The organism is Aquimarina sp. MAR_2010_214 (assembly GCF_002846555.1).
Classification (GTDB): Bacteria; Bacteroidota; Bacteroidia; order Flavobacteriales; family Flavobacteriaceae; genus Aquimarina.
Window position 1 is genome coordinate 3477735 of record NZ_PJMS01000001.1, and the last position, 23543, is coordinate 3501277.

Sequence of the window (23543 nt, forward strand, 5' to 3'; positions counted from 1 at the left end):
AGAGATTCCTAAACAGTTTAATTTATGAATAGTTATTTTAATGCTATCTTTTTGTAATATCTCCTGATCCAGATACCTTTTTATCTTCTTTTTGAGGGTCTCCTTTATAGAATATATCACCAGATCCGGATACACGAGCCTTTAAAAAGGTACTAGCCGTTACTTCGATATCCCCAGATCCAGATACGGTGGCTGTTACATTCTTTGCATTTAACTCATATGCAGAAAGATCACCAGATCCAGATACATTTCCGTTAAAACTGTCTGTACTTCCTTTTAATGCCAGATCACCAGAACCAGATACTTGCCCCCATATGTTTTTTGCATCTACAACAAGTTTAACATCACCAGATCCAGATACTCTAGTTTTAAAATCAGAGGCTTTAATTGGATCAGAGCTATGTATATCGCCTGATCCTGATAGTGTTACTTGAGTTAGATCTTTAAAAGGAACGGTAATAATTAGTTTTTTTCCTATAGAAGGTTTTAGGTAATACCCTTTTTTTACATAAACTCTTAAGGCATCTCCTTCGACTTCGGTTATAATATAATCAACAAGATTACTTTCTCCCTTGATTGTGATCTTGCCTTCTGTACCTGATATTAAGGATACATCCAGACTTCCCTTTACTTTTATTTGATCATAGTCTGATGTTGTTCTATTTTTGGTAACAGAATTGCCATTACCACTGATTTTTTTTCCATTTCCCCACCATTGTGCTTGCAAAGAAGTTATACCACACAATGTAAGCCCTATAATAAATGCTGCTGTTCTCATTTTGTTGATGTATTAGTATTTTGTATAATTAGTTTTTTCTTAATTTGATTCCACCATAGCTAGAGGTAATATTAATTGCTTTTCCACTATTAGCTTGGCCGTTATATCCTTGATAATCCTTTTTAGAATCCTTAGCGTATTTCTTTTGTACATTTATACTTTCGTCTAGTTTAATACCTCCATATGAAGTCTTAATTGCAAAATCAAAGGTGCATCCATCTTCATATCCAATATTAACACTGGTATAATCTGTTTTGATTGTTACATTTTTGAAGGTTGGTTGTAATGAACGCACTTCGATAGATCCATAATCAGAATTAATATTTAGTTCTTCAGAAATGCTTCCAATTTTTGTGTTAACGTAATCTGAAACTCCTATTATTTTACCGCCATTTTCTATTCGAATCCCACCATAATCGCAGTTGTAGTTCAAGTTTTTTATAGATTTAAACTTTGATTGTGTATAATCTGCATTTAGATCGATTCTATCACCTTTGCCAACTTCAAAATCAGAATAGTCTGCGTTGATTTTTCCATTTTTCATATAAGAAATAGTACTGTTGTTGGTATAATCTATATTGATGTAATTGTTATCGCCTAATAACTCTCCGATAATAATTTGACCATAATCACAGTTGATTTTAGCGCTACCTTTTATTTTATCCAGAGTGATGCTTCCGTAATCGTTATTAAAATCTACACTATTGGTTATAGGAACTTTTACAGTATAATTGATTTTCATATTCATATTGTTATTCCATCCGCTAGTCCATTTATCCCACCAGGAGCTATCATTTTTATTAAAAGTCGTTTTAGCACTAACCATCTGAGAAGAAGAATCAAACTCTACGTTGATAGATTCGAGTTTTTTGATCACTTTTTCTTCACTATCACCACTTACTTTAATCGTAATTACCATGACGATTCGATTTTCATTCCAGGAAGTAATGTCCAGATTACCATAATCATTACTGATTTTTAATAAGGCATCAGCGTTAACCGAGAAGTCCTTTTTTAATGTCTTTTCTTTGGTGTGTTTTCCTTTCAGATCTCCATTATTGGCTAATGCCAGGGCAGGAATCATGAATAAGAGGATTATATTATAGTATAAAGTTTTCATTTTCTGATATTTTAAATTCGTTAATGCTGTTAATTTTTTGAAGTACCTCGTCTAATAAATTTGCACGTTTCTGAAAGTTCTTAATCATAGCACTAATTACACGTTTATCGTTTCCACTATGAAAAAGATCTTTTTTAAGTGTTTCATAATCAGACTCTAACTTTTCTAACTGATTCATAGCGTCCAAAACCAATTCTTTGGTTTCTGTAGAAGAAACTTTATCGATTTCTTCGAGTTGCAATTGAATAGCAGAGGTAAAAAAGCTTTGAGTTTCCTTCATTTTAGGAGAAACATTTGCCAGATCTACTTCTTCTGTTGGATTAAACATAAAAGTCATTGCTGCCATCCCAAATACTATAGCAATCGAAGCGGCTATTGCAAGAGGTTTATACCAATTCACCTTTTTAGGCTGCAACTGCACAACTTTGTTTTGTTGCTGCAACTTTTCTAAAAACCGCATTTGGTGATTAGCAGAAGGGTCATGTATGTCTAATTGATTTTGCATACGTTTAAATAACTTTTCTATTTTATCGGTATTCATACAAATTGTAATTTTTTTCGTAAGCTTTCTTTTGCGCGCGAAATAAGCGTACGACAATTAGAATATGATATATTCATGATTTGACAGATTTCTTCATAATCGTAACCTTCTATAAGGTATAATGATAATGCAGTACTATAGCTGTCTTTAAGTTGAGTTAGTGTATTTAATACTGTATTTACTTTTACAGAAGTCAGATCTTCTTCCACAATTCCGTTGCTATCTGTAAGAGCATACTCAACAGTTTCTAGGGCTACTTCACGATGAATATCTTTTTTACGTGATGCGGTTAAACTGGCATTAATTACTATCCTTTTTAACCAAGCCCCAAACATATTATTGTCTTCTAGCATTGATAGTTTTGTAAAAGCTGTTAAAAAGGCTTCTTGCATAATATCTTCAGCTTCTGCTGTGTCCTTTATGATTCTCAATGCTGTATTGTACATTGCCTTATAATAACGATTGTATGTTTCGAGCTGCGCATTTTGATCTCGCTCGCGACATTTCGCAATTAGTTGCTCTGTATTTAGTTGGGTTAGTGACAAAAAAAATAATTTACTTTAACATAAAGATATATATTGCAATGCTTTGTTACAGTTTTTTTATTTTTTTTTAAAAACTTGTGGCATAACAATTGAAATGTAAATAGTGAATCTATACTAAAGGCCTTGTTTTAATGGCCTTTATAAGGTTTTTAATCAGTTTCATTAAATTCTAAAAAAAAATGTTGTTTTGTTGTGATGACAAAATGACTTTGATATATACTTATGGCTAAAACCAAATTTACGACACTTGACAGTTTGTCATTTCAGGGGATAGATGAAGATGCAGAATTAATTCCTTTAATGACACCAGAAGATGAAGAAGAAATAGATAAAGAAGAATTACCAGAAATATTACCAATATTACCTTTGAGAAATACGGTGTTATTTCCTGGAGTTGTTATTCCTATTACTGCAGGAAGAGATAAATCGATTAAACTTCTTAATGAAGCTAATAATGGTAATAAAACAATAGGTGTAGTTTCTCAGAAAGAAGAGGATATAGAAAACCCATCTTTAAAAGATATTAATAGAGTAGGTGTAGTAGCTCGTATTCTAAGAGTTTTAAAAATGCCTGACGGTAATACTACTGTAATACTACAAGGAAAAAAACGATTTCATATAGATGAGGTTGTAGAAGAGGAACCCTATATTAAAGCTAAAGTTAAAGAAGTTCCTGAGGCAAGACCAGCAAAAGAGAATAAAGAATTTAGTGCTATAATTGATTCGATCAAAGATTTGGCTTTAGAAATCATAAAAGAAAGTCCAACGATACCTTCTGAAGCCTCGTTTGCTATTAAAAATATAGAAAGTAATTCTTTTCTTATCAATTTTGTATCTTCTAATTTAAACCTTCCTGTAGAGGAAAAACAAAAATTACTGGAGATCAATGACCTTAAGAAAAGAGCATTAGCTACTTTAAAATATATGAATGTAGAGTTTCAGAAACTGGAACTTAAAAATGACATTCAGAGTAAGGTTCAGCATGATATGAGCCAGCAACAGCGGGAGTATTTCTTACATCAACAGATGAAAACCATACAAGAAGAACTTGGAGGTGTCTCACATGAAGATGAAATTGAAGAAATGCGTTTACGTAGTAAGGACAAGAAGTGGGACGAAAATGTAAAAGAACATTTTGATAAAGAGCTGTCCAAAATGCAACGTATGAATCCACAGGTAGCTGAGTATTCTATACAACGTAATTATTTAGACCTGTTTCTGGATTTACCTTGGAATGAGTTTAGTACAGATAAGTTTGACCTAAAACGAGCTATGAAGATTTTGGATAGAGATCATTATGGTTTAGACGAAGTAAAACGTCGAATTATAGAATACCTTGCAGTATTAAAACTGCGTAATGATATGAAATCCCCGATACTATGTCTATATGGCCCTCCTGGGGTAGGTAAAACTTCATTAGGAAAATCTATAGCAGAAGCTCTGGGAAGAGAATATGTAAGAATATCATTGGGAGGATTGCGTGATGAAGCAGAAATAAGAGGACATCGAAAAACGTATATAGGAGCAATGCCGGGTAGAATTATCCAAAGCCTTAAAAAAGCAGGAACCAGTAATCCTGTATTTGTGTTGGACGAAATAGATAAATTATCAGTCGGTAATCAGGGCGATCCATCATCTGCTTTATTAGAAGTTTTAGATCCTGAGCAGAATTCTGAATTTCACGATAATTTCCTTGAAATGGGATTTGATCTCTCTAAAGTAATGTTTGTAGCTACTTCTAACAGTCTGGGAACAATTCAGCCCGCACTTAGAGATCGTATGGAGATCATTAATGTAACTGGGTACACAATTGAAGAAAAAATTGAGATTGCCAAACAACATTTGTTGCCAAAACAGTTAGAAGAACACGGATTGAATAAGTCCCATATTAAAATGGGAAAGGTACAACTAGAAAAAATAGTTGAAGGATATACCAGAGAATCTGGAGTACGAGGCTTAGAAAAACAAATTGCTAAAATGGTGCGTTATGCGGCAAAGAATATAGCAATGGAGGAGGAGTATAATGTGAAAATTAGCAATGAAGATATTATTGAAGTTCTTGGAGCACCAAAATTAGAACGTGATAAGTATGAAAATAATGATGTAGCTGGCGTAGTAACAGGGCTTGCATGGACAAGTGTAGGTGGAGATATTCTATTTATAGAGTCTATTCTCTCTAAAGGAAAAGGAAACTTGAGCATTACCGGAAACTTAGGAAAGGTGATGAAAGAGTCTGCTACCATTGCTATGGAATATATTAAGGCCAATGCTGCAGAATTAGGGATCAATCCAGATATTTTTGAAGCATATAATGTGCATATACACGTACCCGAAGGAGCTACGCCAAAAGATGGCCCTAGCGCAGGAGTTACAATGCTAACTTCTTTGGTTTCTTTATTTACACAACGTAAGGTTAAGAAAAGCCTTGCTATGACAGGAGAGATTACATTACGGGGAAAAGTATTACCTGTTGGTGGAATTAAAGAAAAAATCCTTGCTGCAAAAAGAGCACATATAAAAGAGATATTACTTTGTGAAGATAACAGGAGAGATATTAATGAAATTAAACCTGAATATTTGAAAGGGCTTAAATTTCATTATGTTAAAGAAATGGAAGATGTATTAAAATTTGCAATTACCAATACCAAGGTTAAAAATGCAAAGAAATTATAAGAATATAGTTTAACACGATTATAAAAACAAAAAGCAGCGTTTAAAAACGCTGCTTTTTGTTTTTTATGTTTTTATTGCCTTCTCTTTTTAATCAAGACATCTTTATATAATTCAAGGTTTTTTAAAACAATGTCGCTTCCTTTTACAACAGTTTCTAGGGGTTGATCTCCTAGGTGTACAGGAAGTTCTGTAGCTATAGATAATCGACCATCAAGCCCTCTTAGCATTGATCCACCACCTGTTAAATAAATACCAGAATTATAGATATCAGCAGAGATTTCTGGAGGAATTTCAGAAAGCGTCTCCATAATTGCATTTTCTATTTGTATAATAGACTTATCCAAACTTTTTTTAATCTCTTTATGTGATAATTGTATTTGTTTAGGTTTTCCTGTAAGAATATCTCTTCCTTCTACCATCATTTTTTCTGGAGGTGATGCTAAGGTATCGATTGCAGAACCAATTTTTATTTTTATTTTCTCTGCCATAGACTCTCCTATATGTAGATTTCGAGATTCTCGTACATATTGAATGATATCCTCATTAAAAACATTTCCGGCAATTTTTACAGATTGGCCACTAATTATTCTCCCCAAAGAGATCACAGCAATTTCTGTAGTTCCTCCGCCTATATCTACAACCATATTTCCTTTAGGTTCTAGAACATCTATCCCGCCACCTATTGCGGCGGCTATAGGTTCTGGTATTAGAAATATATTTTTTGCATTGAGTCGTTTTGCAGATTCTTGTACCGCTCGCATTTCAACTTCGGTACTTCCGCAAGGGATAGCAATAATCATATTGTAAGAAGTTGCAAAAGCTGAAGTATTAAAAACGGATAACTTTTTGATAAATGTCTTTAACATTTTCTCTGCTGCATCAAAATTAGAAATAACACCATTATTAAATGGAGATATTGTTTTTATATTCTTGTTAATTTTGCCACGCATCATACCTGCTTCTTTACCTACTGCAATAATTTTTCCGGTAATTTGATGGATTGATATGATAGAGGGATTGTTTACTGCTATTTTTCCTTTATAGGTAATAAGCGTATTTGAGGTGCCAAGATCTATTGCTATTTTTTCGTTTAAAAAATCAAAAAAGCCCATGATTTGTGTATACTTAGGTTAATGTGTGTTGATTTAAGGTGTAATAAAGTAACTTACGTTCATACAGTTAAGGTTTAAAGGTAAATAACTTCGATAAAGCGTAATTATTGTGTTTATAAATAAGTTTTACACCATTTCATATATTATCAAATGATTGCAAGCCTTTGTTATAGCACATTAATTTCTATATTTTGATACGTAATTTATAAAATGCCATTTCGTATAATTATTTCTTTGATAATAACTTTTTTTTATATATTATGTATTTTCCAAATAGTTTGGTTTATTTTTGGTTTTAATACAAATAGCATTTCTCACAAATTGGAAGACAATAAGATAATAATAGCTATAGATGGACATTCTTCTACAGGAAAAAGTACTGTCGCAAAACAATTGGCCAAAGCATTAGGATATATTTATGTAGATACAGGAGCAATGTATCGAGCAGTTTCTTTATATGCTATGAGAAAAAAAATTATTGATGAGCTTCATTTTGATCATGAAGAACTAGAAAAAGATCTTTCGGCAATAGATCTTAGATTTAAGATAAATCCTAAAACTGGTTTGGCAGAAATCCTACTTAATGGGGAAAATGTAGAAAGAGAAATCAGAACGCTTACAGTTTCTAGGTATGTAAGTAAAATTGCTGCTATTTCGAGTGTTCGTAAAAAATTAGTCGAACAACAACAAAAAATGGGGATAGATAAGGGGATTGTTATGGATGGAAGAGATATAGGAACCGTTGTTTTTCCATATGCAGAACTTAAACTATTTATGACTGCAACGGCCAAAGATCGTGCAGAACGTAGATTTCTGGAACTTAGAGAAAGGGGAGAAGATGTTACCTATGAAGATGTTTTAAAAAATGTTGTTAATAGAGATCACATAGATAGTACAAGAAAAGATTCACCACTTAGGAAAGCAGAAGATGCTATCAAGATTGATAATTCTAACCTTACTTTAAAAGAGCAATTTGAACAAATTTTACAACTTGCTAAAACTTCTGTTACTACGGCTACTTAATTTTTGGGTGCAACAAGAGAATCTGAGATATTATTCTCTTTTAGATTAAAATCTACAAGCTCTCGAGATTCATATAATTTCATACCTTCTTTTACCCATTCTATTAATTCTATATACTCCTCATTGTTACTAAGAATAAGAACACGATTTAATCGTAAAAGGTGGTGATTGGCATATTGTTTATATTTTTTTATCGTAGTGTCAGAAACTGAATAAAATGGTTTATTGTCCAGGATTTTATATTGTTTCCCATTATTCATAACTATTTGATCTTTATGCTCATATATAATCCTTGTTTTGGATAAAGATTGTGCATAATTTTGTGCTGTGATAAATAAGAAAACTAAAAGTAGTAATTTTTTCATATAAATATTCTATAGATTCGGAATGCAAAAGTACGGTAAAACCGTAAAAAAACAAGAATTTACAGTGCTTAGATCGTCACTTTTTCGACGAAATGCATAATTTTGAGGTATTTGACAAGGGAAAAAAGTAAAATGAAGTTAAGTTGTTGAAAATTAGTACATAAATCAGGCTGCCTTTCTAGACAGCCTGATTGTATATAACTTATTTTGTTTTACTTCTTTTTAGTTTAGGATAAACTTTTTTGTTTCAGTTTTGGCACCTGATGTTACAGAAATAAAGTACAATCCAGAAGTCAAATTATTTAACTCTATTTTACGTTCAGAAACTTTACCTTTTTTTATCGTTTGACCAATTTGGTTAACAATTTTATAATCTGAGTTGTTAGCATTTTTCATATGGATCATGATAAAGCTATGTGCAGGATTTGGATAAATTGTAAAGTCATTTATTTTATTATTAAGACTACTTGTAGACGAAGTTGTTAACGCTAATGAAGTGTTATTTCTACTACCGGACCCACCTATAACGACAGTATAATCTTCTACTTCTCCATAAGAGAAAGATTCACATGAAGTTGGAACGGCATCATATTTCATAGAAACTCTCATTCTTGTAGTTCCATCTGTTGCACTTGCAGGTACAGTAAAGCTACCACTTACGGGAGTTGTGTTAGAAGGCGCTTTAGTCCATACTTGTTCTCCGGCATCAGTAAAATCACCATCCTGATTGTAATCAATCCAAACTGAATATCCTTCATCATATGCTGCTGTTCTAGGAAATGTTGGAGTAATGGTTATGGTATTAGAATTTCCTTTAGCCAAGTTGGTAGACTCAGCCGTAAAATTACTGTACCCATTAGTTCCTGCATTAGAAGTTTTATTGATAGTTCCTAGAACCACTTTACCAATATATTCATAAGAAGTATCATTACCATTAGATGCACAGTAATTTATTGGAGTACCACCATCGGTAGTAGTTGCTGTTGCAGTAGTACTAAAACCAGATTGATTTCCTGCTGCGTCTTTAGCCTTTACTCTAAAAGAATATGATGTATTTGCCGATAATCCAGTAGCTTGATAAGTTGTAGTTGTAGCTGTTCCTATAACTGTACTACCTTGATAAACATCATATCCACTTACTCCAACATTATCTGTAGAAGCGTTCCAGGATAGATCAATAGTAGTTTGTGTAGGATTAGACGCAGTCAAACTTGCAGGAGTTGAAGGGGCTTCTGTATCTCCACCTGTTCCTCCGGTGATTTCAAAGTTGGCATTAGAAATATCAAAGAATATGTTTCCTGATCCTTTTACCATGATTCTGTTTTGCGTTCCTTGAGAATTAGGTACTGTTATGCTATGAGAACCATCGTTTGGTACTGCTGTAGCAATAACAGTTGGATATGTATCTCCTCCATCTGTAGATAATAAGATATCGACATTAGCAGCATTAATTCCATTTCCTGTCGTACCAGCAACATTCCAGGTTACGGTTTGTGTAGAACCAGCAGACCAGCTAACATTAGTATTAGGAACATTAACAACAAAAGGTCCTGCAGAAGCAGTGACATTAACCTTCATGTTATCACTATTATTTGCTCCACCACCAGCTTTATTATCTCTTACTGTTAATCTGAAGTTTAAGGCTCTCGTTACATCTGGTACAGCTTCCCATTTCCATGAAGTAGCACCAGTTTTGATCGTTTGTAATCTTGGAAAATACCTTTGATTGGATGCTGTAGGAGTGTATGATCTGAAAGCTACACCAGAAGTTACAGTCGGACCAGGAAATGTCCCTACACGACCATCAATTTGTTCCCAACAATAGGTAAGCGCATCACTACTATTAGCATCAGTTCCTTGACCGGTTAATACAAATGCAGTTCCTTTTGGAACTGTATAATCAGCTCCTGCATTTGCAGTAGGTATAGCATTACCAGTATTTGTATTTGTCTGACAAGTTGTTGATTTTACATAGTTAGTAATTTGCTGAATAGTTACAGCATGAAAATAAGGATCACTATTCTGTTGTACATCAGTTTGTTGGTCTGGTGGAGTATTAGGTCGATCTGTAATCCCTGCATATCCCATAATGGTCGTACCACTTCCTGGTTCTACCTGAATACTGCTGCTTGCATCACTAGTAAAAGTAAAGGTATGATTTCCACCGAATTGATGTCCCATTTCATGTGCTACATAATCAACATCATAAATATCTCCTTGAGGTGTATTTCTAGAAGAAAAACCACTCCCTTTTTGTCCATTTTTACATACACAGCCGATACATCCTGCATTACCATTTTTTGTAGCAAGAACAAATACATGACCAATATCATAATTTGCCTCACCTATAACGCTAGTAAGTGTAGATTGTAACTGACTGTTATAACTTCCTGTATATGGATCAGTATTTGCATTTGTGTAAACAACAGCATCATTGTTGGCAATAAGTACCATTGTAACCCCAAAATCGGTTTCATAAATTCCATTTACACGAGTCATAGTAGCATTGATAGCAGCCATTGCTCCTGCCTTAGTACCTCCATGAAATTGAGTATATTCGCCAGTAGTCGAAACCGCTAATTTAAAAGTTCTTAAAACACCGTCATCAGCATTTTTTTGATTGATCCCACTCTTATTAGAAAAGTCAGGCGTATTCTCATCAACAGAACAGTTTAATCTGTCAATAGTACCGGTTCTTTGATCTCTGGAGTAAATAGTATATACAGAACCGCTTGTTGTATATGGCTCTATAAATACAGCTTTAGAATTACCAGATAGGCGCATGCTTTGTAGTCCAGAAGGAGCAATACTAAATCTGATTGTAGCTGTTGGATCATCGATTCCCTGACCAGCATACGATTTAATCTCAGGATATTTGGCTGCAAGATCAGGATGCATTACAGGAGCCTCTACTATACTATAAGATTCCATATTACCTTGTTCATTTGGAAACTGCATAATAACAGTAGAACCATTTGATGATTTCCCTCGTAATTGAGAATTCTGAAGTGCTTTTTTCAGAACTTCAATATTAAGATCAAAAAGAGTGTTTGATGGTAAATCTGCCTTTGTCTTTATAATAGTAAGACTTTTTGCAGAACTAGTTCTTTGCCAAGGGTTATTACCTTGTGCGAATACGTGGCCTACAATGAATAAGCTCACGAATAAAAATAATCGCGTTTTCATATAAGTTGAGTTTGAGTTAAGCAACGAAATTAAAAATATTATTCAATTTTTGCTAAATTTTTGCTAAATTTTTGAGAATTTGTTATCATTTTGTTATTATTTATGGTTTTTACGTAATTCTATAACGGTTTTAACGAAGGTTTTTATAGCATGTGCAATTTTGTATACCATTTTTGATTTGTAAAACTTAGAAAAGTTTCTTATTAAGAAAGGAGAATTTTTAAAAAGAAGTAGATTTTAAAGAATTGGAGTAAAAAAAAAGACCACTAATTTATAGTGATCTTTTTTTTATTTATATAATATTATAAATTAGGAATAACAAGTTCCTGATCTGGATGAATAACATCTGGGTTTTTAAGAATATTTGTATTTGCTTCAAAAATAGCCTTGTATTTCATTGCATCACCATAATAGTGCTTTGCAATTTTGCTTAATGATTCACCACTTTTTACTGTATGTCTATGATATACAGAAGTATCAGCAACTTTGATATCCGCCATAATATCAGAAGGAGAACTTCCACCTATTTCTTTTATTTTATCCCAAAGTTGATTTTTTTCATACTGCGTGTTTGCAGTACCTTTTATCTTAAGAGTTCCATTTTCTTCAGATACACCACCGTCCTGGATATTTAATTCTTGTCCTAAATCCAGAACACTTTGATATTTCGACTTCACCATAACTAAGTTGATTTTAAATTATTAATTAGCTTTACCCAAATATAACAAATAATAGAATGGTGTTCACATAATTTTAGGATTAAAAATTGATCAATTATCGTTGAAATACATAATTTATCTATATTCGGGCACCTTTTAATACAATACTCAATGTTCCGCAAACGTTTCTATTATATCATTCAGTTACAATACCTTGGTTTTAGATATCATGGTTGGCAGAAACAACCTACAGTAAATACTCTTCAGCGAATGGTAGAACGAACAATCGCTTATGTTCTGGAGCATAAAGATTTTAAAGTTCTGGCAACAGGAAGAACAGATGCTAAAGTATCGGTTAATCAAACCTATATTGAATTATTTGTAGACCATCAGCCTCTGGATATTGAAGTTTTTTATCCTTTATTTAATCAAAACCTACCTCAGGATATAAGGGCTTTGGGCATTGAAGAAACTAATGAGCAGTTTAATATTATTCAATCTCCGAAGAGTAAAGAATATTTGTATTTATTCTCCTTCGGAGAGAAATTTCATCCTTTTTGTGCTCCGTTTATGTACAACATTACAGAAGAACTTAATATAAGCTTAATGCAAGAAGCAGCTACACTATTTGTAGGAAAACATAATTTTAGATCATATTGCCACAGACCTTCAGAAAATACAATTTTGGAAGGCGAAATAACCCATTGTGAAATTAAAAAAAATGAAGTGTATACTGCTAGTTTTTTCCCAAAAGAAAGCTATCTTTTACGCGTAAAAGGTGAAGGGTTTAAAAGAAACCAAATTCGCTTAATGATGGGAGCATTATTGGATTTAGGAAAAGGAAAAATAAATCTTAATTTTATCAAACAAACCCTTGATCCTGAAGCTGATGAAATTGTATTAGAACATATAGTTCCCGGTTCTGGATTAATTTTAAACTCAGTCGAATTCAAAACATAAACCATGAAAGTCTTATCTACTAATATTGCAACTCCTCGTATTATATTTTGGAAAGGAAGAGAAGAAAAAACTGGGATCTATAAACTTCCGGTTGAAAACCCTATATATTTAGAGAAAGAAGATGTTCGAAATGATCATGTAGTAGATAGAAAATATCATGGCGGAGTTGATAAAGCTTGTTATTTATATTCGGCAGATCATTATCCCTATTGGAAAACAAAATATCCTGATTTAGAATGGGATTATGGAATGTTTGGTGAGAATATTACGATAGAAGGATTTGATGAAGAAAACATAAAAATTGGATCTGTTTATAAACTTGGAGGAGCTACAATACAGGTTTCTCGCCCTAGACAACCTTGCTACAAACTAGGTATTCGTTTTGGTAATCATGCTATATTAAGGCAGATGATAGATTCGTTATTTTCTGGAGTATATGTAAGGATAATCGATCCAGGACCTGTTTCTGTTGGTGATGAATTACAACTAATAAAAGAAAATGATAATGGAATATCCATTTCCGAATTAAATACATTACTATTTCATTATGATGAAAATACTCATCTAGAGCTTGCTAAAAAAGCACTTAGGGACACTTTGGTTTCTGATAGTGATAAAAAATATTTTAGAAAAAAAATAAAAGCCTACTAGTATATGCCGGATAAGACAAGATTATATAGTACCGATAAAAAGAGTATGGTTACTATTGATAAAGGTGAATTAATAAGTTATCAGGTAGATGATATAGAGCTAATGCACCAAAAAGGAAATTTAGGGTGGGGGAACACAGAAATTGAAATGTTTCCTACGATTGGCTCAACCAAAGAAAACCAGTTTTCTGTGCAAACCCCAAAAGGAGAAGCAAAACTAGATCAGCATGGGATTTTAAGGGTTATGGACTATCTTCCTATAGCGATTGAGAAGAGTAGTGCTTGTTTTTATAAAAAATACGTAGCGAATACTCAATTGCCTAATCATAAATATCCTAATAAATCTTCGCAACAATGGCTTAATTGGCCATATGATTTTGAGTTTATAAAAACTTTTGAATTATCAAATGAGGCTTTAAAAATCACCTTTGAGATAAAATCAGAAAAGAATATGCCATTAATGCTAGGTTTTCATCCGGCATTTAAAATTTATAGCAAGAATGTCATAGTGAAAACTACAGGTCAGAATATTTCTTTGAATACTATTTTAGAAGCAGGAGCATCTGCATTCTTATTAGAAGACTGTAAAGAAATAACGCTCACAAACAATGGGAGTCTTGCTGTTAATTTGAAAACAAATGGTTTTAGGCATATAATGCTATGGAGTGAAGTGACAAATATGATTTGTATAGAACCGATTACATTTTATCCCTCAAGTGTTCCTGCACATAAACTACATACAGGGTTTGATTATAGTTCGGGGCACGAAAAATTTGAAGTCATCATTTCTCCTTACTACGATTAGTCGAATTACTTTTGTTTTTAGGCTTTCAAAAACATGATAAAAATTGTGGTTTGCAATTTTTGGATAGTAAAGCACAATTAATTTATTAAATTCCAGTTACTATAGGGTTGATTCTTAAAAAATTAAGTTTTTATTAACGCTCCAAAACCTTGTTAATAGAGGTCACTCTCTAGTGTTAATATTTTAATTTAACGTTTCATAGGTCTTAATTATGATACATTACGAAGTTTTAATTTTTGTAATTATTATAAGATAGACTATAAAAAGTAATAACACAAACTCAATACTTTTGAAAAGGGGCTTTTACATACTAATTTTAGTCTTTACTATTTTCTTATCCTGTAGTAATGATGATAGATTGTTAGACGACAAATATGTTCGAGGCGTTCGGCTGACTAATAATTATGCAGAGAAATCAAATGACCATAAGTTTTTAAGATACATACTCAATGATGATTATATAATTACAGGGGTACATAAAGTCAAGATAAAACCATGCATCTCAAAAAAAGAGGATTCTATACCAGTAAAGAAAGAAGAATCCCCTGAGAAAAAGCCAAAGGAAAAAAATAAAAAGATAAGGAAGGAAGTAAAAAGAGAAATAGAAAAAGAAAGCGATTCTATAGAAATTAAATATAGGAGGTATCATTTTATTGGATTACCAAAAGAAGTTACTAATCAAATAGTAACACTACCAAAAAGAGAAGGTTTTGACAGGTTGATACAACAACAGGAAGGAACACTAGAAATATTAAAAGAAAAGCTGATAAGTAGAGAACATGGAGGCGGTAAAATGTATAAGGATTTAGCTATTGATTATCTTGTACAAATTGACAATCATTTAAAATTTATAGAGTTTTATAATGAAAGATTGTACGATGCGTATTTAAAATTAGTGATAGAAGCAAAACAGCTTGACCGTTCGATAGAAGAAGAATACAATACTGTATATGGGAAAATAAATAGCAGCACCGTTAAAGATTCTGTGGATGTAGAAAAGTTAGCAGTTTTAGAAAAAAAATATATATCTCATAAAGAACTATTAAAAACGCTCTTGGATTGGAACTTAAAGTTAGAAGATTTTCAAAACTCTACTGATGATTTTAAGATATTGAAAGATCGTAATATTGCAGAGACATTCGAGATGTATAAAAATAAATCTTCACAAAAAGAAGTAATTCATTATTTAGAAATACGATTAGCAGATTTATTTCATAATGCTATTAGATCTATGGAAGAAGACTAAGATTCTGAACTTTTTTCTTCTAAAATTGTTAACACCAATTTTATAGTGTTGTAATCTATAGCTCCTTCAAAATGCTCAAAATATGGTTTTAAGGTTTCAGGATTGTCCAATTCTTTTTTAGCGTTTTTTACAGTATTAAGATCTTCTTTACTTACAAAATGTTTTAAATCAATACTTTCGCCATTTTCGTATAGTTTCATAATATGCGAGAAGATGGTGGATTGTGCCAGTTGACGTTGGAGTGCTATTTCTTCTATAGAGAGCCCTTGTTGGTATAAGGTTAAAGTTTCTAAATGAGTATTCCCTTTTTTAGTACTTTTCTTTTTTTTCTTTTTTGTTTTTTCTGCCGAAAAATCAATAATAGCTTTAATGAACTGGTATCCGTAGTTTTGCATTTTTTGTCGTCCAACTCCATTAATCTGCATAAATTCTTCATCACTTATTGGACGAAATTTCTCCATTTCTTTAAGGGTTGCATCACTAAAAATCTGATAGGCAGGAATCCCGGCTTCTTTAGCTAATTCTAATCGTAGTTGACGTAGTTTCTCAAATAGATTAGGTGCTGCTCCCTGATCCACTTGATTTATAGCAGCAGCTTGTTTTGCTTTTTCAAACTCTTGTAAATGTGCAAGGCTCACTTTTTCTCCTTCAAATAGCACTTTTCGCGAAAGCGTAGTGAGTTTTAATTTATTGTTTTGATGAAAAGCAATCTCCAGATATCCTTGATTGATTAATTGTATGATATATTGTTGCCAATCTCTCCATGGCATATCACTACCAATACCATATGTTTTTATGTTTTGATATTCTTTATCATATACAGCTGTATTTTGTGCACCTCGTAATATATCAATCACAGTACCAATAGGTTCTTGTTCTTTGGTTCGGGTTACTGTAGATAATGCTTTTTGGGCAATAATAGTCCCGTCGATAAAAGTTGGGGGGTTCTTACATACATCGCAATTCCCACAATCTTCTTCGATTAATTCTCCAAAATAGCTAAGTAAAATTTTGCGTCGGCAACTCAGAGAATCAGCGTATTGCTTCATACGATCTAGTTTTGCTAATTGTACTTCCTGGTTGCCAGACATGTTAGCAAACTTTTGTAATTGTACTACATCTGCATAACTATGAAAGAGTAGCGTAAAGGACGGTAAACTATCTCGACCAGCACGGCCAATTTCTTGATAATACCCTTCAATATTTTTTGGCAAATTGTAATGAATTACCCAGCGTACATTTGATTTGTCGATACCCATTCCAAAAGCAATTGTAGCACAAACTATCTGAACGGTATCATTAATAAAACCTTCCTGAACAGAAGATCGTTTTTGATGATCGACTCCTGCATGATATGCTTGTGCATTAAACCCCTGGTTTTGCAATTTTTCAGATAGCATTTCTGTAGTTTTTCTACTTAAGCAGTAGATAATTCCACTATCATTAGGTTTATCTTTGAGGAAATCAATGATTTGCTCAATTCTCTTATTTCCTGGTCGTACTTCTAAGCTAAGGTTTTTACGATCAAAGGAAGCAAGATATCGTTTGGCATTTGAAATGTTTAACTGATCACAAATATCTTGGCGTGTTGCTTTATCTGCCGTAGCAGTTAGTGCAATAACCGGTGTTTTAGGAAACCTGTTTTTAAGATACCCCAGTTGTGTATATGCTGGCCTAAAATCATGACCCCAGGCAGAAATACAATGCGCTTCATCTATTGCAATTAAACTAATTTCTATTTGTGAGAATATCACTTCTAAAAACGATAAACTCTCTGGAGCGATATATAGTAACTTGATTTCTTTATCCGATAATTTTTGGTAAATTTCCTGTTGTTCGGTTTCGGTCTGACTACTATTGATAAAAGCTGCTTTAATACCGTTTGCCAATAATCCATCTACCTGATCTTTCATTAAAGCAATTAAAGGAGAAATTACCAGAGTTACCCCAGGCAACAATAGTGCTGGTAGCTGATAACATATAGATTTACCACCTCCTGTAGGCATAATAACAAGGTTATCATCTCCGGCAAAAACAGAGGCAATGATATCTTGCTGTAATGGACGAAAGCTATCATACCCAAAATATTCTTTTAAGGTATGTGAAATGAGTTGTTGATCTGGCATAACTACAAAGAAAAGAAAATAGCATGTGAAAATGAATTTGTTTTATTTGTAATTCTTGTTTTGGTTGTAATTATTTGTTCCAGAAATTCCAGATTGGCTTTTTAGTATATAGGTGACGGGATTCTTGTAAGTAAGTATTTATTATTCGAGGTTTGCGATTTAATATTTTTTCGACCGTATCATTTGTAGGTTCGGGACTATTAATTGCTAATTCGTCAAGTTCTACGATGTGGCGTGCTAACCATTTTGGTAGTTTAGCTCTTTTTGTTAAGGTATGATAAAACTCTTCTGTACTGATATTTATATATTCAATCTTACTGTTAGTTACAAAAGATAACCGTTCGGCCATATCATAGTTTGTGATAGCTTCTGGACCAGAAAGGATAACTGATTTTTTATGTAAAGCTTGATTCGATATTAAGTAGTGTACAGCAACTTCTGCAACATCACGACAATCAATATAATTCCTTGAGGCATTACCCATAGCACCAAAAAATTTACCAAATCGTCTGATGGTAAAAGTATTTCGTTCCCAATTTTGCATAAATGAATGCGGTCTTAAGCAGCAGTAATCTATTGAGCTTTTGGCAAGGCTTTCTTCAATTTTACGATGCCAGTTACTAACTTCGACCTTTATACCAGGAGGAATTATCGGTGATGATAATTTAACAATTCGGCCAATGCCGGTTTCTTTAGCTATTTTGATTATATTAACTTCATTTTCAATCTGTTCGGGAGAAGTTCCTGTCAGTAGAAAAAGAGCATCTGCTTTTTTACAGGCATGTTTAAGTTGTGATTTTGATTTTAAATCAGCGCTGATGTAACTTATATTTGTACACTGTTTATGTAATTTGATTGGGTATTCTCGATTGGGATTTCGTAGTACACCTCGAACAATACAGTTCTTAACACTTAATTGATGCATTACTTCTGATCCTACTGTCCCAGTACATCCAAAAACAACAATGGTTGGTTTTATTGTATTCATGACTGTTTTTTAATTTTAGATATTGGTTGTCGCCAGGTGGTGATAGCAGTACCGAGAATAGTTGAAAAAAGAATATTAAATATCTCTGATTTTAGATACGCTAATTCTATTGTAATTAAAGACAGAAGTACCATAACAATGACTAGTAATATGGTTCTTATGAATTTATTTGCAGGAAAAAATTGAAGCTTTTCCATACTCCATAATAGCATATAACTCAAACATGCTGCAATAAGAGAAGGGATAGCAATTGTTGTATAGCTTGCCTGCATTATTTCTGGATTATTCATAAACCATCCTGATACCCAGGACATAACTGCGGGAAATATGTATGATGGAATACAAGCAAAAAGAAATGTTTTTGTGTTAAAATTACTTGTTTTATTAGGGTTGTTTTTCATTGTAATATGCATGGATAAGTCTTTTATAGATTAGAACATTGAATTAATGGAAAGGATTAAATTTGATTCCAACAGTAATAGAAGGTTTTGATTTTGGATTAAAATCGAATACAGTATTCTCATTAGAATCTTGCAATTCATAATTATCATAAACGGAGTATAGCCCTCGTGCCATAATCCCTAAACTGCTATTTATGCTATAATTATATTCTAATCCAGCAGAAATAGATGTATATATTGCCCGATCAATTTCAGTATTTCTTAGATGAATAGGAGTGTTTAGATTTGCAGAGAAATCGTTTAGATCACCTAGAAATTTTATAGAATGTTTATCATTAAGATTGTACTTTATATATGTATTTGGAATTCCTAAGACAAAAGATAATTTATCATTTACTCTTGCCATCAGGTTTACAGTAGGGGTAATACTCGTTTTACCTGCCATTGTAAGGTAGCCAGCTCCAAAAGTTAATTTATAATATCCTGTACTGTTCTTTTTGTGAAATGTTTTTTCGATAAAAACGATACCATTAATATTGAGATCATCTGCTTCAATATTTCCTTTTAAATTTGATATTATATGTGGCATTGTTAAAGCATTAAAAGACCAGTTTTCTGAGATTTTATACTTTAATAATAAGCTATAATTTATATTATAAAACCGATCTGTGCTATTTGAAAATTCTGGTACACCAGATTGGTATTTGAAATGGTGATAATCGACTCCAATAGTGTTATAGATTGTTATAGTATTCATTTTGATAGGAGGTAGTCCTAATTTCATATTGACCTTTTGATATTCAAACAGATCATCTTTCATAATCGAAGGAGTGTAATACAAATAAAAAATATCTCTATCTTCATCTAAAACAAATACCTCTCCGTTTACCTGACTATGTATTTTGAATATAAGTAGTAGAGATAAGATGCATACTTTTTTAATCATGATTTTAGGTTTACTATTTATACAAAGGTCGATTGTATATGTACCCGTAAAATTGCCAAATGACAATAAATGATTTTAATATTAAGGTGCCCGTTTTGATGTTTATGTGATAAAAAAACAGAAAGCATAGAAAAAGAAAGAATCTTACTATGTTTTATAAGTGGAGTAACAGTTGTTTGTCTATGTTATTTATAGATTTCTTTTCTAATTCTGCTAAGAGAAGAGGGAGTAACACCCAAAAATAAAGATAAATCTTTAAGAGGGACTCTATTAATAAGATCTGATCTTTTTAGGAGGTCTAGATATCGTTCTTTAGCAGTAAGGGATTGAAAATTATGAATACCATAGAGTACACTTGCGAAGGAATCCTCCCAAACAAGCCTCCCGAATTTTTGCCAAATAGGAAAACGTTCATAGAGGTTTTCCATATTCTGATATGTAATTGTATACAAAACAGTATCTTCTATTGCTCTTATATAAGAATCAGAGCGAGCCTTTGATTTTATTTTTGAAATATCGGCAATGAGTTCATTTTCAAAAGCAAAATATCTTGTTGATTGAATATCATTTTTTATATCATATATGATGAGTCCTCCAGAATCTACAAAATAATAATCTGTTACCAATTGTTCCTTTTTTAAAACAAATTGCCCTTTTGCAATACGTCTCTGTTTGAAAAAAGAGCGTGCTATTTCTAATTCTTTTTCAGTAATGCTTACATAACTTTTAATGTAATTAGTTAGTTTTTCCATTAATGCTCATCACCGTTATAAATTCATGTGGGTTTAGTTTCACTTGTTTTAACAAATCCGACTTTTTGATAAAAATCAATTGCTTACTATCCGTTTATTTTTTCTGCTATTAATATGGTATGAATTTCTTCAGTTCCATCTGTTTTTGGGTAATTTTTATGTAATAATTGTTTTCTTTGGAAAGAATTAGCTGTTAACTCTTTTTCAATACTTTCTAAATCATGATAGTAAAAATACATTCTATCTCCGCTACTTCCTGATACGTAACCCGAATCTTTATAGTTTCCGGTAACAAAACTTATATAAAATACTCCCGAATTGTTAAGTAATTTATTGCAATCCGCAATCATTTTAAAACAATCAGATTTAGATAAGTAGGGGATACAAAACCCACAAATAATGGCGTCAAATTTTTGAGATATTGTATGTATTTCTCTACTATCCATTAAGAGTACTTCAGCACTAACGTTATTTTTTCTTGCCAACTCGATCATATGTGCAGAGTTATCGATAGCCTTTATTTTGTAGTTAGGGTTTTTAGTCAAAAGATAACGTGTTATGTTTCCTGGGCCACAACCAATTTCCAGAATATATGGATTGTTCTTAGAAATTAATTCACAGAAAATGTCGTAGGTATCATTATACAAGTCCAAATTCATAAACTTGTCTTCATAAATTTGAGCTATCTTATTCCATGTTGCAAATGTTTCCTGGTACTTATCCATTTTTCTTTAATTATTTTGAAATGATAAATCCTCTAGTCACTACTTCAAAAATATAAAGAATATAGATCATCGATGAAAAATCAGTATAATTCATAGAAAAACTGTGAATAGTCAAATTCTGGTAAAACTTACGTAATGATATTTTTTACTGTTTAATTAAAATATTTAGAGGAAATTACTCAAATAAATCAGAACTTAGGTATCGATCTCCACGATCACAAATAATGGCAACTAATACACCATTTTCTAAAGTTTTAGCTAATTTTAGTGCTGCTGCAACAGCTCCGCCACTACTCATTCCAGAAAAAACACCTTCTTCTTTGGCTAGTCTTTTCGCCATAGCAGTAGCTTCTTCCTGACTCACTTCTACAACTTGATCTACCTTATCAGGGTTAAATATTTTTGGAAGATATTCTTTTGGCCATTTACGTATACCTGGTATTCTGGATTCATTAGTTGGTTGTACACCAACAATTTGTATATCTTTTGACTGTTCCTTTAGATACGTTGATGTTCCCATAATGGTTCCTGTAGTTCCCATAGAAGATACAAAATGTGTAATTTGACCTAGAGTATCTCTCCAGATTTCGGGTCCTGTAGTTTTATAATGAGCACGCCAATTATCATCATTAGCAAATTGATTAAGCATTACGTAGCCTTCATTTTTTACTTTATCTTCTGCATAATCTCTAGAACCTTCTATGCCAATATCAGCAGAGGTAAGCGTTACTTTTGCGCCAAATGCACGCATCGTTTGTACTCGTTCTTTAGTTGAGTTTTCGGGCATTACCAATTCAATATCAAGTTTAAATATTCCTGTAATCATTGCCAAAGCAATACCGGTATTACCACTTGTCGCTTCAATAAGTTTAGTGTTTTGATCAATATCACCACGATCTAATGCAGATCGGATCATATTATATGCAGCACGATCTTTAACACTTCCTCCTGGGTTATGTCCTTCTAGCTTTAGATATAATGTAATATTTGGATTGTCAATTAAGGAAGTAGCCTTTACCAAAGGAGTGTTTCCTATCAGGTCTAAAATGTTATGCGACATTAAACAACTTTTTTGATCTTAATTTCTGATGTATTCGTAATAATAGAATTTTCGGGAACCGAAGAAGTAATCCATGCATTACCTCCAATAGTACTATTAGCTCCAATTACAGTACTACCTCCCAATATAGTAGCATTGGCATAGATAGTTACATTGTTTTCTACTGTTGGATGACGCTTTACATTCCGAAGTTTTCTGTCTACATATAATCCTCCAAGGGTCACACCTTGATATATTTTTACATTATCTTTTATAATTACTGTTTCTCCGATAACAATACCGGTTGCGTGATCGATAAAAAACGATTCTCCTATTGTTGCTCCGGGGTTAATATCGGTACCTGTCAAACGATGTGAGTATTCTGTCATTAATCGAGGAACTAGAGGTAAACCAAATTTAAGAAGCTCATGACTTAATCTGTAGATTGCAATAGCATAAAAACCAGGGTAGGCCATGTAAATTTCTTCTATTGAATTTGCAGCAGGATCACTTTTCATAAAAGCTTGTGCATCCAGATTTAGTTTTTCTAATATACTAGGTAATTTTTCTAAGTATGATTGCCAGAGTTTGCTACAGGGTTTTTCTGTTTCCCAACAAGCTAAATCTACAAGTTCTTCAAAAGTTTGCTCTAGAATATCTATATTTTTTGCAACTTCTGTATCCGTATCAAATAGCGTATAAAAAAGCAAATTTGTAAAATATTCAGTTCTTTCTTTTAGCTTAAGCTTAAGATTAGGGTTCTTTTTCTGCTCCCTTATTTTAGCAATAATTTTATCTTTCTCTTTGGTCATTACAGTCTTTTTGAAAACTCTAGTAAATATATAGAATAAAGAATATAAAAGTCTTATTTAATCGCAAATCCTTACATTTTTAGAATAATAA

22 protein-coding genes are annotated in these 23543 nt (G+C 32.5%); 6 read left to right on the forward strand and 16 right to left on the reverse strand.

Annotated features, from left to right (window positions below):
* Nucleotides 1-43: 43 nt before the first annotated feature.
* From ATE84_RS14930 to ATE84_RS14945, 4 genes are read right to left on the reverse strand one after another with little or no spacing between them, the layout of a single operon-like run.
* On the reverse strand, nt 44-778 hold the full coding sequence (locus ATE84_RS14930) for a head GIN domain-containing protein (protein WP_101448719.1): 735 nt from the start codon (nt 776-778) through the stop codon (nt 44-46).
* Nucleotides 779-806: 28 nt separating this feature from the next.
* Nucleotides 807-1898, reverse strand: coding sequence for a hypothetical protein (locus ATE84_RS14935; protein ID WP_101448720.1), 1092 nt, complete (start codon nt 1896-1898; stop codon nt 807-809).
* A complete protein-coding gene (locus ATE84_RS14940) occupies nt 1879-2439 on the reverse strand; it encodes a hypothetical protein (protein ID WP_101448721.1) in 561 nt (186 codons plus the stop codon). Before ATE84_RS14940 ends, ATE84_RS14935 begins: the two co-directional genes overlap by 20 nt.
* Nucleotides 2436-2984, reverse strand: a complete 549-nt coding sequence (locus ATE84_RS14945) for an RNA polymerase sigma factor (RefSeq protein ID WP_101448722.1) — start codon at nt 2982-2984, stop codon at nt 2436-2438. Before ATE84_RS14945 ends, ATE84_RS14940 begins: the two co-directional genes overlap by 4 nt.
* Before the next feature lie 222 nt (nt 2985-3206).
* On the opposite strand from ATE84_RS14945, the gene lon reads away from it, so the two are divergent.
* Nucleotides 3207-5657, forward strand: coding sequence for an endopeptidase La (gene lon / locus ATE84_RS14950; RefSeq protein ID WP_101448723.1), 2451 nt, complete (start codon nt 3207-3209; stop codon nt 5655-5657).
* A gap of 71 nt (nt 5658-5728) precedes the next feature.
* On the opposite strand, the gene ATE84_RS14955 is transcribed toward lon, so the two are convergent.
* Nucleotides 5729-6769: a rod shape-determining protein gene (locus ATE84_RS14955; protein ID WP_101448724.1), complete on the reverse strand. Its 1041-nt coding sequence runs from the start codon at nt 6767-6769 to the stop codon at nt 5729-5731.
* A gap of 321 nt (nt 6770-7090) precedes the next feature.
* Between ATE84_RS14955 and cmk the strand changes: the two genes are divergently transcribed.
* Complete coding sequence (gene cmk / locus ATE84_RS14960; RefSeq protein WP_233195820.1) at nt 7091-7792, forward strand: (d)CMP kinase; 702 nt, start codon at nt 7091-7093, stop codon at nt 7790-7792.
* Here the strand turns inward: cmk and ATE84_RS14965 are convergent.
* The 3 genes from ATE84_RS14965 to ATE84_RS14975 all read right to left on the reverse strand — a co-directional run bounded on the left by ATE84_RS14965 (nt 7789) and on the right by ATE84_RS14975 (nt 12023).
* On the reverse strand, nt 7789-8157 hold the full coding sequence (locus ATE84_RS14965) for a hypothetical protein (protein ID WP_101448726.1): 369 nt from the start codon (nt 8155-8157) through the stop codon (nt 7789-7791). The genes cmk and ATE84_RS14965 overlap by 4 nt on opposite strands.
* A 222-nt stretch (nt 8158-8379) precedes the next feature.
* Nucleotides 8380-11343 carry a reprolysin-like metallopeptidase gene (locus ATE84_RS14970; RefSeq protein ID WP_101448727.1) on the reverse strand — a complete coding sequence of 988 codons (2964 nt, stop codon included), beginning with the start codon at nt 11341-11343 and terminating at the stop codon, nt 8380-8382.
* 302 nt (nt 11344-11645) lie between these two features.
* Nucleotides 11646-12023 (reverse strand): LysM peptidoglycan-binding domain-containing protein, encoded by a 378-nt coding sequence (locus ATE84_RS14975; protein WP_101448728.1) that lies wholly within the window; start codon nt 12021-12023, stop codon nt 11646-11648.
* A 150-nt stretch (nt 12024-12173) separates the two neighbouring features.
* Between ATE84_RS14975 and ATE84_RS14980 the strand changes: the two genes are divergently transcribed.
* The 4 genes from ATE84_RS14980 (at nt 12174) to ATE84_RS14995 (ending at nt 15663) form a co-directional block, all read left to right on the forward strand.
* On the forward strand, nt 12174-12962 hold the full coding sequence (locus tag ATE84_RS14980) for a tRNA pseudouridine(38-40) synthase TruA (RefSeq protein ID WP_101448729.1): 789 nt from the start codon (nt 12174-12176) through the stop codon (nt 12960-12962).
* 3 nt (nt 12963-12965) lie between these two features.
* Nucleotides 12966-13613: an MOSC domain-containing protein gene (locus ATE84_RS14985; RefSeq protein WP_101448730.1), complete on the forward strand. Its 648-nt coding sequence runs from the start codon at nt 12966-12968 to the stop codon at nt 13611-13613.
* A 3-nt stretch (nt 13614-13616) separates the two neighbouring features.
* Nucleotides 13617-14417: an aldose epimerase gene (locus ATE84_RS14990; RefSeq protein ID WP_101448731.1), complete on the forward strand. Its 801-nt coding sequence runs from the start codon at nt 13617-13619 to the stop codon at nt 14415-14417.
* 289 nt (nt 14418-14706) lie between these two features.
* Nucleotides 14707-15663 carry a hypothetical protein gene (locus tag ATE84_RS14995; protein WP_143273648.1) on the forward strand — a complete coding sequence of 319 codons (957 nt, stop codon included), beginning with the start codon at nt 14707-14709 and terminating at the stop codon, nt 15661-15663.
* Here the strand turns inward: ATE84_RS14995 and recQ are convergent.
* The 8 genes from recQ to epsC form a co-directional block, all read right to left on the reverse strand.
* Complete coding sequence (gene recQ / locus ATE84_RS15000) at nt 15660-17789, reverse strand: DNA helicase RecQ (RefSeq protein WP_101448733.1); 2130 nt, start codon at nt 17787-17789, stop codon at nt 15660-15662. The genes ATE84_RS14995 and recQ overlap by 4 nt on opposite strands.
* A gap of 70 nt (nt 17790-17859) precedes the next feature.
* On the reverse strand, nt 17860-18777 hold the full coding sequence (locus ATE84_RS15005; protein ID WP_101448734.1) for an NmrA family NAD(P)-binding protein: 918 nt from the start codon (nt 18775-18777) through the stop codon (nt 17860-17862).
* Entirely contained in the window at nt 18774-19190 is a 417-nt protein-coding gene (locus tag ATE84_RS15010) for a hypothetical protein (protein WP_101448735.1), read from the reverse strand. The genes ATE84_RS15005 and ATE84_RS15010 overlap by 4 nt, the downstream gene beginning before the upstream one ends.
* 31 nt (nt 19191-19221) lie before the next feature.
* Nucleotides 19222-20124, reverse strand: a complete 903-nt coding sequence (locus ATE84_RS15015) for a DUF6268 family outer membrane beta-barrel protein (protein WP_101448736.1) — start codon at nt 20122-20124, stop codon at nt 19222-19224.
* A gap of 185 nt (nt 20125-20309) precedes the next feature.
* Nucleotides 20310-20876 (reverse strand): Crp/Fnr family transcriptional regulator, encoded by a 567-nt coding sequence (locus ATE84_RS15020; protein WP_101448737.1) that lies wholly within the window; start codon nt 20874-20876, stop codon nt 20310-20312.
* Nucleotides 20877-20962: 86 nt separating this feature from the next.
* Nucleotides 20963-21601, reverse strand: coding sequence for a class I SAM-dependent methyltransferase (locus ATE84_RS15025; RefSeq protein WP_101448738.1), 639 nt, complete (start codon nt 21599-21601; stop codon nt 20963-20965).
* A gap of 175 nt (nt 21602-21776) precedes the next feature.
* Nucleotides 21777-22661, reverse strand: a complete 885-nt coding sequence (cysM, locus tag ATE84_RS15030) for a cysteine synthase CysM (RefSeq protein ID WP_101448739.1) — start codon at nt 22659-22661, stop codon at nt 21777-21779.
* Nucleotides 22661-23452: a serine O-acetyltransferase EpsC gene (gene epsC, locus ATE84_RS15035; protein ID WP_101448740.1), complete on the reverse strand. Its 792-nt coding sequence runs from the start codon at nt 23450-23452 to the stop codon at nt 22661-22663. Before epsC ends, cysM begins: the two co-directional genes overlap by 1 nt.
* Between the last annotated feature and the right edge of the window lie 91 nt (nt 23453-23543).

Bases quoted from the DNA above. Each gene is read 5' to 3' on its own strand.
- ATE84_RS14930 (WP_101448719.1), bottom strand. From the start codon at position 778: ATGAGAACAGCAGCATTTATTATAGGGCTTACATTGTGTGGTATAACT.
- ATE84_RS14935 (WP_101448720.1), bottom strand. From the start codon at position 1,898: ATGAAAACTTTATACTATAATATAATCCTCTTATTCATGATTCCTGCC.
- ATE84_RS14940 (WP_101448721.1), bottom strand. From the start codon at position 2,439: ATGAATACCGATAAAATAGAAAAGTTATTTAAACGTATGCAAAATCAA.
- lon (WP_101448723.1), top strand. From the start codon at position 3,207: ATGGCTAAAACCAAATTTACGACACTTGACAGTTTGTCATTTCAGGGG.
- ATE84_RS14955 (WP_101448724.1), bottom strand. From the start codon at position 6,769: ATGGGCTTTTTTGATTTTTTAAACGAAAAAATAGCAATAGATCTTGGC.
- ATE84_RS14965 (WP_101448726.1), bottom strand. From the start codon at position 8,157: ATGAAAAAATTACTACTTTTAGTTTTCTTATTTATCACAGCACAAAAT.
- ATE84_RS14970 (WP_101448727.1), bottom strand. From the start codon at position 11,343: ATGAAAACGCGATTATTTTTATTCGTGAGCTTATTCATTGTAGGCCAC.
- ATE84_RS14975 (WP_101448728.1), bottom strand. From the start codon at position 12,023: ATGGTGAAGTCGAAATATCAAAGTGTTCTGGATTTAGGACAAGAATTA.
- ATE84_RS14980 (WP_101448729.1), top strand. From the start codon at position 12,174: ATGTTCCGCAAACGTTTCTATTATATCATTCAGTTACAATACCTTGGT.
- ATE84_RS14985 (WP_101448730.1), top strand. From the start codon at position 12,966: ATGAAAGTCTTATCTACTAATATTGCAACTCCTCGTATTATATTTTGG.
- ATE84_RS14990 (WP_101448731.1), top strand. From the start codon at position 13,617: ATGCCGGATAAGACAAGATTATATAGTACCGATAAAAAGAGTATGGTT.
- recQ (WP_101448733.1), bottom strand. From the start codon at position 17,789: ATGCCAGATCAACAACTCATTTCACATACCTTAAAAGAATATTTTGGG.
- ATE84_RS15005 (WP_101448734.1), bottom strand. From the start codon at position 18,777: ATGAATACAATAAAACCAACCATTGTTGTTTTTGGATGTACTGGGACA.
- ATE84_RS15010 (WP_101448735.1), bottom strand. From the start codon at position 19,190: ATGCATATTACAATGAAAAACAACCCTAATAAAACAAGTAATTTTAAC.
- ATE84_RS15015 (WP_101448736.1), bottom strand. From the start codon at position 20,124: ATGATTAAAAAAGTATGCATCTTATCTCTACTACTTATATTCAAAATA.
- ATE84_RS15020 (WP_101448737.1), bottom strand. From the start codon at position 20,876: ATGGAAAAACTAACTAATTACATTAAAAGTTATGTAAGCATTACTGAA.
- ATE84_RS15025 (WP_101448738.1), bottom strand. From the start codon at position 21,601: ATGGATAAGTACCAGGAAACATTTGCAACATGGAATAAGATAGCTCAA.
- cysM (WP_101448739.1), bottom strand. From the start codon at position 22,661: ATGTCGCATAACATTTTAGACCTGATAGGAAACACTCCTTTGGTAAAG.
- epsC (WP_101448740.1), bottom strand. From the start codon at position 23,452: ATGACCAAAGAGAAAGATAAAATTATTGCTAAAATAAGGGAGCAGAAA.